Source organism: Paenarthrobacter sp. 10L412, assembly GCF_056395565.1.
Genome location: NZ_JBFTJT010000012.1, coordinates 59115 through 71816, shown reverse-complemented (window position 1 = coordinate 71816; position 12702 = coordinate 59115). Strand labels below are relative to the sequence as shown.

Below are 12702 nucleotides of genomic sequence, written 5' to 3'. Positions count from 1 at the left end.
AGGTCCGCATGGCGGGGCTACTCCGATACTTTCACTGGAATACGGTCAGACGAGGTGGGCTCCCCCGCAGCAGGCGCCGCCACGGACTCACTGCTGTTCAGCAGCGAGGCGGCGGTCGCTACGGCACCTGCCACATCGCCGTCGTGCGGGTACAAAAGCGTCCGGCCCACCGTGAGGCCGCGGACGCCCGGCAGCGCGAGGGCGGCCTGCCAACTGGCGAAGACCTCGTCCTGGGAGCCGTCAGGGTCACCGCCCAACAGCACCGTGGGAAGCGTGGTGGAGGCCATGACGCGCTCCATGTCGGCCACCACCGGCAGTTTCATCCACGTGTACGCGCTGGTGGAACCCAGGCCCTCGGCGATCCCGACGGACTTGATCACGGCGTCCGCGCGAAGATCGTTGCGGACCTTGCCATGTGCGTCACGCACCGACAGGAACGGCTCCACCATGGCGATGAGCTTGCGTTCGGCCAACGAATCGATGGCTTTGGCGGTCGCTTCAAGCGTGGCGACGGTGTCCGGATCGCCCAGGCAGATCCGCGTAAGCATCTTCCCGCCGTCTGCGCCCAGTGCCTGCAACGCGGCAGCTGTGTGGCCGGTGAACCGGTCATCGAACTCGTTGACCAGACCAGCCAGGCCACCACGGTTCATCGAGCCGAAGATCAGTTTGCCGTCCAAAGCACCCAGCAGCAGCAGGTCATCCATGATGTCCGGTGAGGCGAGGATGCCATCCACGGCCGGGTTCGCGAGGGCGATCTGCAACCGGTCCAGCAGGTCCCGGCGATCGGCCATCGCCATCGGCTCCGGACCGACCGACAGTGCGCCACGGGCCGGATGATCCGCCGCAACAATGAAATTCTGGACACCGTGCTTCAACCCCGGATGGCGACGCCGGGTGTCAGCCGCGCGCGCGACGGCTTCCGGGTCCTCCAGCCGGATACGGCTCAAGTGCTCATACCGGCGGGGGTCATCGTTCAAGCTCAACGGACTGCTCCTTCTGCGAACGTGGGTGCTGCCGGCGCAGGGGCCGCAACAGGGGAAGCTCCCGGGATCCGCCGGCCGCGTTCCTCGAGCAGCGAGGTGACCTCATCCGGCGTCGGCATCGCATCCGCGCAGGAAAGCCGCGAGGCGACAATCGCGCCGGAAGCGTTGGCGTAATCCAGGACCTCGGACAACGGCCAACCGGACAACAGCCCATGGCAGAAAGCCCCGCCGAAAGAATCACCCGCGCCCAGGCCGTTGACGGTTTCCACCGGCACAGGGGCCGAGACAACACGCTCGGTACGGGTCTTGGCCATGACGCCTTCCGGGCCGAGCTTCACCACGGCGATCTCGACGCCGGCGGCCAGCAGGCGGTCCGCCTGCTCGTCCGGCGTCCCCTCCCCAACCGCAACGGCGCATTCCTTATCGTTGCCGATCGCGACCGTAACGTGCGGGAGGATCTTGGCAACCTCCGCGCGGGCTTCCTCTTCCGAATCCCAGAACATCGGCCGGTAATCCAGGTCCAGGATGGTGAACTGGCCGTCTTTCAAACCAGTCCGGGGCCGTGCTTCGTGGGCGGCGAGATGCGCGCTGCGGCTCGGTTCCTGGCAAAGGCCCGTCACCGTGGACCAGAAAATGCCAGCATCCCTGATAGCGTCCAGATCCAACTCTTCGGCCTCGATCTGCAGGTCTGGCGCCGTGGGGAACCGCCCGTAAAAGTACAGCGGAAAATCCTCCGGCGGCTTGATCGCACAGAAAGTCACCGCCGTCGGGTATTCCTTCACCGGGGAGACGAACGAATCATCAACCTTGAACTTGCGCAGTTCCCGGTGCAGGTAATTTCCGAACGCGTCATCGCCTGTGCGGGTAATCACACCGGTCCGGCGGCCGTGGCGCGCAGCAGCGACGGCCACGTTGGAGGGCGAGCCTCCCAAATATTTGCCGAAGGACGTCACATCCTCCAGGTCCACCCCAATATCGTTCGGGTAGATATCAACGCTGATGCGCCCGATCGTAAGCAGTTCGTGGGTCACGATGATCGTTGACCTTTCTCTTGTGAACTCTGAACCTTTGAGCGCTGGGCCCCAATGCCTTGCCACCCCTCAGTGAGCGGGGCCACATGACTACTTTGCCCCAGATTTCATGTCCTGTCAAAGGTTTGTACTGACATATTTACAACATGACACGGACTGGAATCTACTTGCGCGGAACGGCCAATTCTCCGGTGACATACTGGCTCCGACCGAAGCCGAACGACCAGTCGCCGGCGGAGTTCTCCATGTAGCCAATGAAGACATCCTCGCCCTTGACGCCAAGCTCGCTAAGCCCTCCGGCAATGGCCTCGAAGAGCGAACTCTTGGCCATCTGGGTTCGTCCGGCCTGCGTGAAGATCTGGATCATGATCACGTCAAGGCTCCGCTCAAAGCCCAACCCGGCATCCTGGGCCACTATCTGCGCCTCCGGATGTTCGGTGAGGATATGGAAGTAGTCACGCTCAGGGATTTCATACTCAGAGACGATTGCATCGTGGATGGCCCGGCTGATAGCGGCCAATTCCTCCGCCGACCGGCCCTGATTGACGTCGATTCTTACCAGTGGCATCTTGTGTGCTCCTTCGAAAGTAGTTTGTCCTGACATACTAACAAACGAAGGGCATGAAGGTACAGGGGCTTTGCGTTAAAGCACGACGGCGACCCCGCGCCTTCCGTGGTGAAAGGTGCGGGGCCGCCGTCGTGCTTTATAGAGCAACGCGGGGTCACTTTGAGCCCATTCCACGTTCAGGAATGGGCCACAAGTGACCCCGCGTTGCTTTGGGTACTAGAGCGTTGCGAAAACCTCGCGCAGCAGCTTAGCGGTTTCGGACGGCGTCTTGCCGACCTTCACGCCTGCGGCTTCGAGAGCTTCCTTCTTGGCCTGTGCGGTACCTGCGGAGCCGGAGACGATGGCGCCGGCGTGGCCCATGGTCTTGCCCTCAGGAGCCGTGAAGCCTGCAACATAACCGACGACCGGCTTGGTGACGTTGGCCTTGATGAAGTCAGCGGCGCGCTCTTCAGCATCGCCACCGATTTCGCCGATCATGACGATTGCCTTGGTCTCCGGGTCAGCTTCGAACGCAGCCAGGGCGTCGATGTGCGTGGTGCCGATGATGGGGTCGCCACCAATTCCGATGGCGGTGGAGAAGCCGAGGTCGCGGAGCTCGTACATCATCTGGTAGGTCAAGGTACCGGACTTGGACACGAGGCCGATGGGGCCCTTGCCCGTGATGTTTGCCGGGGTGATGCCAACCAGGGCTTCGCCCGGGGTGATGATGCCGGGGCAGTTCGGTCCGATGATGCGGGTGATCTGGTTGCCGTCGGCGTCGACCTTGGACTGGGCGAGTGCCCAGAATTCGGCAGAGTCCTGAACCGGAACGCCTTCAGTGATGACTACAACGAGGCCAATGCCGGCTTCGATGGCTTCAACAACGGCGTCCTTGGTGAATGCCGGCGGAACGAAGACGATGGAGACGTCTGCGCCGGTTTCAGCGATGGCTTCCTTGACGGTGCCGAAGACGGTGATTTCCTTGTCGCCGTGCAGGACCGTGGTGCCGGCCTTGCGGGCATTGACGCCACCAACAATGTTGGTGCCAGCCTTGAGCATCAGTGCGGTGTGCTTTGTGCCTTCGCCGCCGGTGATGCCCTGAACGATGACCTTGGAGTCTTTGTTGAGGTAGATAGACATTGTCGCGTCCCTTTACTTAGCTGCGTTGGCGAGCTCGGCGGCCTTGTCGGCGCCCTCGTCCATGGTGGCGGCCAGGGTAACCAGCGGGTGGTTGGCCTCGGTCAGGATGCGGCGGCCTTCCTCGACGTTGTTGCCATCGAGGCGAACGACCAGCGGCTTGTTCGCAGCGGATCCAAGCTCAGCAAGTGCACCCACGATGCCCTTTGCCACAGCGTCACAAGCGGTGATGCCACCAAAGACGTTGACGAAAACGCTCTTGACCTGGGAGTCGCCCAGGATGACGTCCAAGCCGTTGGCCATAACCTCGGCGGAAGCTCCACCACCGATGTCCAGGAAGTTGGCGGGCTTGACGTTGCCGTGGTTTTCACCAGCGTAGGCAACGACGTCCAGGGTGGACATCACAAGACCGGCGCCGTTGCCGATGATGCCTACTTCGCCGTCCAGCTTGACGTAGTTGAGGTCCTGCGCCTTTGCCTTGGCCTCGAGCGGGTCAGCTGACTCCTTGTCCTCGAGCAGTGCGTGGTGCACGTGGCGGAAGTCGGCGTTTTCGTCGAGGGTGACCTTGCCGTCGAGGGCAATGATGTCGCCTGCGCCGGTGCGGACCAGAGGGTTGACCTCAACCAGGGTTGCGTCTTCCTTCTTGAAAACGTCCCAGAGCTTCAGAATGACGTCGGCCACTTTGCCGCGCAGTTCTTCAGCGAAGCCTGCGGCTGCCACGATCTCGTCAGCCTTGGCCTGGTCGATGCCCACAGCGGGGTCGATGGCGATCTTGGCCAGGGCCTCGGGACGCTCAACAGCCAGCTGCTCAATTTCCATGCCGCCTTCAACCGAGCACATGGCCAGGTAGTTGCGGTTGGCGCGGTCCAGGAGGACCGAGAAGTAGAATTCCTCGGCGATGTCCGCACCCTGGGCGATCATCACCTTGTTAACGGTGTGGCCCTTGATGTCCATGCCCAGGATGTTGGTGGAGTGCTCAAGCGCCTCTTCGGCAGTCTTGGCAACCTTGACGCCGCCAGCCTTGCCGCGGCCACCAACCTTAACCTGTGCCTTTACGACAGTAACGCCGCCGATCTTCTCGGCAGCTGCCTTTGCTTCTTCAGGAGTGTGCGCCACGATGCCGGCGAGCACGGGTACACCGTGCGCTTCGAACATATCGCGCGCCTGATATTCAAACAGGTCCACGGTTTAGTGTCCTTCTACGTCGAAGTAGTTTTCTGTTCAGCCGGGAACCGCGATGACCGCGATAGCCAGCTGCGGAAAGTACGCGGTAACAACCAGGATTGAAGCCGGTCACATTGCGTAAGGTCCTCTCGGAACTTTAGCCCTTTGAGGAGTCCCGCCAGCTACACACTACCTGTTAAGTGAGTAACCTTACACTTCTATCGGCTGTAGAAAACCCGCAGAATGACGCGGTTTTTTGGCCGTTCATCGTCTGTCCAAAGGCGATCACGACGCCGGTTTCAGGTTCCCCGTGACCGTTTTGCCGCCGTCGGAAATCAGCTGGTAGCCCTCCCTGCTGACAAAGAACGCCACGCCACCGGAGACATTCCCGCAGGCAACGCCGCCGTTATAGGCCGAGCAGCGAAGGCCGTTGCGCTCGATGTTCTGTCCGTCAGCCAACTCGCGCAGCTTGGAAATGGGGCCGCTCCGGCTACCTTTGGGCCCGAACTCTGACTCCATTTGTGTTACGCCGGAACGACACGAGCCATAGACCGCCTTATCGGGAGAGAGAAGCACTGTCCCGCCGAGATAACCCAGGCCTGTGCCGGCGCAGTCATCGGCGATGTCATCGATCTCCGGTTTGGCATACTTCGCCAATTCGCAGTGCACCACAGGCACCACGGCAAATTTGTTGTTGGCCGCATCAGAATACGAGTTCGCCTCATACGGCAGGTTGAGGTGCCCGCCCTTGGAGGAGGTCATGGCGCAGACGATGTTGCGGTCCGGCGTCACAAACGCGGTGACGGCCTCGCCGGCAGCCAGGGTGGTCTGCTCGGTAACCGGGACCTGCTTGAGCTGTTCCAGCGGAGGCAAGGGCGCGGGCGGAACGTAGTCGGGGTCCTTGGTGGCGAAGGAGCAGCCCGTGGCCAACACCATGAGCAAGGCAGCAAGAATCCCCAAAACAGTCCGTCGCATGCCACCAATTATGCCGTGAGGCGTCAGGCATCCAGTTTGGTCAGGGGCGCGTACCGCAACAGCAGGCGCTTCTCGCCGACGTCGAACTTCACCTTGGCGACGGTCTTGTCACCCGAGCCTTCGACTCCGAGCACAACGCCGTTCCCGAAGCTTGTGTGGTTGACCTTGTCCCCCACCACCACGGAAATGACCTCCTTTTGCGGCTGCACCCTGTTGCGTGCGACGGCGGCCGGGACGTCGGCGTTGAAACCTGCGGTTGGGCTGGCGGCAACGCCGCGTGACGTGCCTGCGCCCCAGAAAGAGCCGCCATAGCGGTTGGAGCCGATGGGAGCGCTTCCCCAACCGCCGCCGGCCGCTTGCCGGCTCATTCCTTCACGTTTCCAGTCCACCAGTTCGGAGGGAATCTCCTCCAGGAACTGGCTGGCGGGGTTGTACTGGCTTTGGCCCCACATGCTGCGGACCTCGGAGCGCGTGACGTAGAGCCGTTTGCGTGCACGGGTAAGGCCCACGTAGGCGAGGCGGCGTTCTTCGGCCAGTTCCTTGGGGTCCGTGGCCGAGCGCTGATGGGGGAAGATACCGTGTTCCATGCCGGTCAGGAAGACCACCGGGAATTCCAGGCCCTTGGCAGTGTGCAACGTCATGAGCGTGACAACGCCCATGCGCTTGGCTTCGGCCACCGCGGCGTCAATGTCCCCGCCGGGAGCATCAGGAATTTGATCGGCGTCAGCCACCAGGGAAACCTGCTCCAGGAACTCGCCCAGCGAACCGTCCGGGTTGTCGCGTTCGTACTCGCGGACGACAGCGACCAATTCAGCAAGGTTCTCCACGCGGGACTCGTCCTGCGGATCGTTGCTGGCGCGCAGACCGGCAAGATATCCGGTCTGCTCTAGGACGGCCTCCAGGGCAGCGGCAGCACCGGATCCGGAAGCCACCTCAGCAAGGTCATCCAGTAGCTTCACAAAGCCCAGGACTGCGTTCACAGAACGCGTTGCCATGCCGGGCGCTTGGTCAGCACGGCGGGCGGCGGCCATAAAGGACGTCCGTTCACGTTCAGCCAACGCAGCGACGGCACCTTCGGCGCGGTCGCCGATCCCCCGTTTGGGTTCGTTCAGGACACGGCGGAGGTTGACGTCGTCGTCAGGGTTTACCAGAACGCGCAAGTACGCCAGGGCGTCTTTGATTTCCTTGCGTTCGTAGAACCGCGTGCCGCCCACAACTTTGTACGGCAGGCCCACCCGGACCAGCACGTCTTCAATGGACCGCGACTGGGCGTTGGTGCGGTAGAAAATGGCGACATCCCCAGGACGCAGCCCTTCCTCGTCCTGAAGCCGGTCGATTTCCTTGGCGATGAACTGGGCTTCGTCGTGCTCGTTCTCCCCGACGTAGCCGACGATCTTCTCGCCGTCTCCCTCTGCCGTCCACAGCCGCTTTTCCTGGCGGTTCGGATTCCGTGAAATCACGGAGTTGGCGGCGGTGAGGATGTTCTGCGTGGAGCGGTAGTTTTGCTCAAGCTTGATGGTGCGCGCGTTGGGGTAATCGGCTTCGAACTCCACGATGTTGCGGATGTCCGCACCACGGAAAGCGTAGATGGACTGATCGGAGTCTCCAACCACCGTGAGTTCGCTGGGCTCGACGTCAGTATCAGTGCCCACGCCAACGATTTCCCTGACCAGCGCGTACTGGGCGTGGTTGGTGTCCTGGTACTCGTCCACCAGCACGTGCCGGAAACGACGGCGATAGGACTCCGCGAGCGCGGGGAACGCGCGGAACATGTAGACGGTCTCCGCGATGAGGTCATCGAAGTCCATGGCATTCGCTTGGCGAAGGCGCTGGGTGTAGCCCTTGAAGACCTCTGCCACGGCTTGCTCGAAGGGGTCGTTGTGGTTTGCCGAGGAGACGTAGGAGTCGGCGTCGATTAGCTCGTTCTTGAGTGCGGAAATCTTGTGCTGGATCGCCTTGGGCGGGAACTTCTTGGGATCCAGATCCAGGTTCTTGGACACAAGGGTGATCAGGCGCAGGGAATCCGCGGAGTCGTAGATGGAGAAGTTCGAGTTCAGACCCACGTTGGCGGCCTCGCGGCGAAGGATGCGCACACAGGAGGAGTGGAACGTAGAGATCCACATGCTCTTGGCCCGGCCACCTACCAGGGCCTCGATACGTTCGCGCATCTCCGCGGCGGCCTTGTTGGTAAAGGTGATTGCCAGGATTTCGCCGTGGTGTGCACGCTTGGTGGCAATGAGGTAGGCAATCCGGTTACTCAGCACACGGGTCTTGCCTGAGCCTGCACCCGCAACGATCAGCAACGGGCTGCCGACGTGCTTCACGGCTTCTTCCTGCTGCGGATTCAAGCCCTGGAGGAGGGCGTCGGCGGATGGAAGCCTTCCGGCCTCTTGGTTGCCCCAACCACCGGAAGCAGGGGTGTCGTTTGTTCCGCTGCTGGGCCCACCACTGCCCTCACCGAACCGGGCGCGGGAAGCGCCGCCGCCCGCGTGCGAAAGCTCCGGGGCAGCCTTGGTTGCGGCTTTGGAGCCTGCGTTGAAGGGGCCGTCTGCGTAGGGGTCGAACAACATATCCATGGTGACTACCAGTCTAGGCGGTGCCTCTGACACTCAAGGGCCACCCCAAAGAGAGCACCGCCCAGGCGATCAAAAACTACGCAAACTGGGGAACAGAGGTGAGGGCCCCGCTCAGCTCGCGGACCGCCGTCGGGCCTCCTGCAATGAACCAGTTAAGGCCGTTGACCTGCACGACGGCGGTGTCCCCGCCTGCAGCGCGGACGATCGCCTTGCCAGGGAGCCAGTCCCACTCAGGGCAGCTGTGCTGGAACCAGCAGCCGAGCTCGCCATCAGCCACGCGGCCGAGGTCGCACGAGCCTGAACCGAACATGCGCAGCGATGCGGCGGAGACAGCTGCGGCATGCCAGGGCATTGCCGTGCGGGGGTCCGCCAACCAGGTGGGGTGGATGTAGGTTGCTGCGCAGATTTGGCCAACAGAGAGGTCTCCGGAACCTGAAATACGTTCGCCGTTCAGGCTGGCGGGGTGCTCGTCGCCGCCTAGCCATAGCTTGTCCAGTTCGGGCTGGTAGATGGCCCCAAGCAACACGTCCGGATCCGCAACCGGATCGACTCGATCATCTGAGGGATCTGAATCGTCGCTTTTGAGGGCAATGGCAGAGCACCAGTACGTGGATCCGTGAAGGAAGTTGTATGTTCCATCCACAGGATCGATCACCCAGGTCCGGCCACTGGTACCGGCAACAGAGGTACCCTCTTCGCCAAGGATGCCATCCTCCGGGCGGCAGCGTTGCAACTGTTCCAGGACATAAGCCTCGGCCGCATGATCGGCTGCCGTGACGACGTCGGACACTGACGTCTTGCGTGTGCCCTGCAGTCCGCCCATCCGCATGAGCAGCGCCAGTTGGCCTGCCTCGCGGACCAGTGCGCTGGCCAATTGGTAGTCATCAAGTGATGGATCAAGTTCAGTTGCGGTGTGCCTGCCGGTGGTCATGATCCCAGCTTATGTGGCGGGATAATGAATGACATGGCCAAGACACCTGCGCAGCGCATCAAGAAGCACGGAGCCAAGGCGGTGGTCCCCGATCACACCCTCCCACCCGTGATCAATCCCACCACGCGGCGGCCCCCCCAGAAGGCGCAGAGCAACTCCAAGCTCATTGTCATTGCAGGCGTTGTGGCCAGCCTGTTCCTGTTCTGGTACCTGCACTTGCTGACGCTGAACCAAATGACCCAGCTTTCCGGCGGCCTGGCCATGCCGGATTCGCTGATCGGTGGGTTCTCCCCGGACTACGTCGCCCAGCTTCGCGTCGCGATGGACGAGGCCGCCCGGGGCCAGTTGAACTACGTCCATAAGACGGCCGGCACGCTCTTTCCGCTGATCTTCGGCTTCAGTTGGCTCCTGCTGATCGGCATCAACGTTGCGCGCAAGTCGTGGCGCTGGGCAATGTGGGCCGCTCCCCTGCTTTTTGCTGTGGCTCACTTGTGGTCCAACGTCGCCATTGATTCGATGCTGGCTGCGGAAACGCCCGACGCCGGTTCGGTTGCCCTGGCTTCCGCCGTCACCATTGCGTCGTGGGTACTGTTCCTCATCAGCCTGCTGTGCGGCGTGGCGGCGGTGTTCCTTGGACGGAAGAACGCGAAACAGCCCTGACAGCTTTCCGTTCCCTTGTGACGCGGTGAGCCACTACCAGGCCTACCAAGGACAACCCCAGGATGATCGGATACGCCATGGTGCGCTCGATGGCACCCGGCTCCTCGACGCGCAACTGCACCGCAAGCACGTAGATGGTTGCTCCCAGAGAAACAACCCCGAACAACAGCACTATCCACGACATCTGAGTGTGCCCCCGCCAGACGAAGCCCAGTACCACCAAGGACAGCGGTCCGGCGATGAAGTACAGTCCCGCACCCGTCAGATGCAGCGCAAGGTCAGTGTCTTCCGGGATGAGGCCAACCATCGCCTGGCCGATGCCCGCCACGAGGATGAGCACCCTGACTGCCCCGGCTGCGACCCAAGGAAACGCGTCCGGTGACGCGACGCTTGATGCCATCCTTGGCCGGATGACCCGGGCACCCGGTTTAGCCGCCACAGACAGGACAGCCGAGCTCAGGAGCACTGCCCCGAGCACCATGGCAACACCTTGGAGGACGAACGAGGCATTCATCAGCCAATTAAGCGGCGAGCACACCTCGTAACCGTTGAACGGACCACAGTGGGCAGCGCCCAGATCGCTGATGACGTGGGCACGCCGGTCATAACCTGGATTGCCTTGCCACACAGCCATCGCAATGGCTTCCACCACGAAATAGTGGATGAGGGTGATCGCGGCCCAACCCCCAATCAGCTCGCGCCGGCCAGCGAGGTCAGGCAGAAGTCCCCGGTCCCCGCCGAGCGGACCACCCGCCGTCGTCATAGCGCCAGAATAGTCCCGGAGTCCCCCGAGCGCACCCGTCCCGCTCCTGCCCTCCCGCTGCCTGAATTACCGCAGGGCATTCGCGGCTCTACGTACAGTGTGCACGCGCTGGGCGATGACCAGGCCGGCAGTTGCCAGGCCGATGGTCACGGGGTAGCCCATCAGTCGCTCCAGTGTTCCGGGCTGGGGAACCTCCATTCCCGTGATCCCGCCAACGATGAGTGCGCCGATACAGAGGGAGCCGCAGGCAGCGATGAACCAGCTCATCGGCGTCTGCCGGAACCAGAGGATGCCCAGCAGCAGCAATGCGAAGCCACCGCCGATGAAGAACATCAGGGCCCCGGCAAAATGCCATGGGGAGCCGACATCCTCGGGCACGAGTCCAACGATTACCGTTCCGGTGCCGGAAACACCCGTGAGTATTCGAATGGCCACAGCCATGATCCAGGATTTGGCCAAGACCCGGGTCCGCGGCTCTTCATCGGGTGCGGCGGTGTGGAAGCGCTGGGCATGCACACCCGGACGCGCTGCCACGCACAAAAGCCCTGCGGTCAGGAACACCGCGCCAAGGATCAATGCCAGGCCTTGGACAACAAAAGAGGCGTTCATCAGCACATGTAAAGGCGAGCACACTGCCCGGTCCTCGTAGACGCTGCACGATACTGCGCCGAGATCGCTGATGAACCCGGCGGCCCTGCTGTAGGGTTGCGGACCGGCCCAGGCCTCGATGACAGCAGACTCTGCGACGAAATACTGGACCACGCTCAACTGGGCCCAGCCGCCGATGTTTGCCCGCGTGGCGCGAACGTCCGGAAGGAACGTGCCGGTGCTTTCCCGTGCTGTCGCATGCCCTCTCATGACCGCCAGCCTAGCCGTGTTCGGGCACTGGCCCGGCAGCTTGTATGCTTGTAGTCGTGTCCGGCCATGGAGCCCCGTAACCGTACTCCCGGCCATGGACACGCAGGCCCTCGTAGCTCAGTGGATAGAGCACGGCTCTCCTAAAGCCGGTGTCGTTGGTTCGATTCCAATCGAGGGCACTTGAACCACCAGCAGCCCATCCAGGACTTGCGGGCCTATTTGGCCGGCACGTGGAATGTGGAGCGGACTCTCCTGGACCGGTCCTCCGGCACCCGCGGAACCTTCACCGGCGTCGTGCAGTATACGGAAGAGCCCGACGGCGGTGGCCTTCACTACCGCGAAGACGGAACCATGCACTGGCCCACCCACACAGGCCCGGCGTTCCGCGAATATCTCCTCAAGCCAGGCCCTGAACCGGATTCCATGGACGTTTTCTTCCCCGATGGCCGGCCATTCCATGTGATGAGCTTCGCGACGCAAGCCAACCAGGACAAACACTGGTGCGATCCCGACGACTATTACGTGAACTACACCTGGGAAGGCCCGGATGCGTTCAGTTTCACGTGGGATGTCCGCGGTCCGGCCAAGGACCTGCTGCTGGAATCGCATTTGGTTCGTATGAACAGCCTGTCCAAATCAACACTGGGAGGCAAGCGTGAGCGTTACTGATGTGATCGTGGTAAGCGCCGTGTGCGTTTACAACAAGGAGGGCCAACTCCTGACCGTCCGCAAACGGGGCACGGACAAATTCATGCATCCCGGTGGCAAGCCCGAAGCCGGTGAAACCGCGGCAGAAGCTGCAGCCCGGGAATTGCTCGAGGAAGTGGGCATCGAGGTTGCCCCCGAAGACCTCGAACCCCTGGGCGCTTGGCTCGCAGTGGCCGCCAACGAGGCCGCGACCAACATCGAAGCCACGGTCTTCACCGCTCCTGGGACCTGGGAAGCGCACCCTTCGGCCGAGATCGCCGAGATCCGTTGGCTGGACCTCACAGCACCTTTACCCGGGGACCTCGCACCGCTCCTGACGGATCACGTGCTGCCTTTGCTCACCCCACCCAAGTAGCTGGCATTAGTGGT

At 62.3% G+C, this 12702-nt stretch carries 13 protein-coding genes and 1 tRNA gene; 4 read left to right on the top strand and 10 right to left on the bottom strand.

What is annotated here, in order from left to right:
* Nucleotides 1-17: 17 nt before the first annotated feature.
* The 8 genes from AC1DD7_RS17445 to AC1DD7_RS17410 all read right to left on the bottom strand — a co-directional run bounded on the left by AC1DD7_RS17445 (nt 18) and on the right by AC1DD7_RS17410 (nt 9344).
* Complete coding sequence (locus tag AC1DD7_RS17445; protein ID WP_477515975.1) at nt 18-983, bottom strand: Cgl0159 family (beta/alpha)8-fold protein; 966 nt, start codon at nt 981-983, stop codon at nt 18-20.
* Complete coding sequence (gene iolC, locus AC1DD7_RS17440; protein WP_477515974.1) at nt 980-2014, bottom strand: 5-dehydro-2-deoxygluconokinase; 1035 nt, start codon at nt 2012-2014, stop codon at nt 980-982. The genes AC1DD7_RS17445 and iolC overlap by 4 nt, the downstream gene beginning before the upstream one ends.
* A gap of 163 nt (nt 2015-2177) precedes the next feature.
* Nucleotides 2178-2582, bottom strand: a complete 405-nt coding sequence (locus AC1DD7_RS17435) for a tautomerase family protein (protein WP_477515973.1) — start codon at nt 2580-2582, stop codon at nt 2178-2180.
* A 216-nt stretch (nt 2583-2798) separates the two neighbouring features.
* Nucleotides 2799-3701 carry a succinate--CoA ligase subunit alpha gene (gene sucD, locus AC1DD7_RS17430; RefSeq protein WP_442018485.1) on the bottom strand — a complete coding sequence of 301 codons (903 nt, stop codon included), beginning with the start codon at nt 3699-3701 and terminating at the stop codon, nt 2799-2801.
* Between the two features lie 12 nt (nt 3702-3713).
* Entirely contained in the window at nt 3714-4883 is a 1170-nt protein-coding gene (sucC, locus tag AC1DD7_RS17425; RefSeq protein WP_224093741.1) for an ADP-forming succinate--CoA ligase subunit beta, read from the bottom strand.
* 264 nt (nt 4884-5147) lie between these two features.
* A complete protein-coding gene (locus AC1DD7_RS17420) occupies nt 5148-5837 on the bottom strand; it encodes a hypothetical protein (RefSeq protein ID WP_477515972.1) in 690 nt (229 codons plus the stop codon).
* Nucleotides 5838-5860: 23 nt separating this feature from the next.
* Nucleotides 5861-8413, bottom strand: coding sequence for a DNA helicase PcrA (gene pcrA / locus AC1DD7_RS17415; RefSeq protein WP_477515971.1), 2553 nt, complete (start codon nt 8411-8413; stop codon nt 5861-5863).
* Nucleotides 8414-8489: 76 nt separating this feature from the next.
* Nucleotides 8490-9344 carry an inositol monophosphatase family protein gene (locus tag AC1DD7_RS17410; RefSeq protein ID WP_477515970.1) on the bottom strand — a complete coding sequence of 285 codons (855 nt, stop codon included), beginning with the start codon at nt 9342-9344 and terminating at the stop codon, nt 8490-8492.
* 33 nt (nt 9345-9377) lie between these two features.
* Between AC1DD7_RS17410 and AC1DD7_RS17405 the strand changes: the two genes are divergently transcribed.
* The gene (locus tag AC1DD7_RS17405; protein ID WP_477515969.1) at nt 9378-10004 is read left to right on the top strand and encodes a hypothetical protein; all 627 of its coding nucleotides are present in this window, start codon (nt 9378-9380) and stop codon (nt 10002-10004) included.
* On the opposite strand, the gene AC1DD7_RS17400 is transcribed toward AC1DD7_RS17405, so the two are convergent.
* Both AC1DD7_RS17400 and AC1DD7_RS17395 read right to left on the bottom strand, forming a co-directional pair.
* Nucleotides 9943-10767: a DUF998 domain-containing protein gene (locus tag AC1DD7_RS17400; protein ID WP_477515968.1), complete on the bottom strand. Its 825-nt coding sequence runs from the start codon at nt 10765-10767 to the stop codon at nt 9943-9945. The two genes, AC1DD7_RS17405 and AC1DD7_RS17400, sit on opposite strands and share 62 nt — an antisense overlap.
* A 66-nt stretch (nt 10768-10833) precedes the next feature.
* Nucleotides 10834-11625: a DUF998 domain-containing protein gene (locus tag AC1DD7_RS17395; protein ID WP_477515967.1), complete on the bottom strand. Its 792-nt coding sequence runs from the start codon at nt 11623-11625 to the stop codon at nt 10834-10836.
* A 106-nt stretch (nt 11626-11731) separates the two neighbouring features.
* On the opposite strand from AC1DD7_RS17395, the gene AC1DD7_RS17390 reads away from it, so the two are divergent.
* From AC1DD7_RS17390 to AC1DD7_RS17380, 3 genes are all read left to right on the top strand, one after another.
* A tRNA-Arg gene (locus AC1DD7_RS17390) sits at nt 11732-11804 on the top strand.
* Nucleotide 11805: 1 nt separating this feature from the next.
* A complete protein-coding gene (locus AC1DD7_RS17385; protein ID WP_477515966.1) occupies nt 11806-12294 on the top strand; it encodes a DUF6314 family protein in 489 nt (162 codons plus the stop codon).
* Nucleotides 12281-12688, top strand: coding sequence for an NUDIX hydrolase (locus AC1DD7_RS17380; protein WP_442005952.1), 408 nt, complete (start codon nt 12281-12283; stop codon nt 12686-12688). Before AC1DD7_RS17385 ends, AC1DD7_RS17380 begins: the two co-directional genes overlap by 14 nt.
* Nucleotides 12689-12702: the final 14 nt, after the last annotated feature.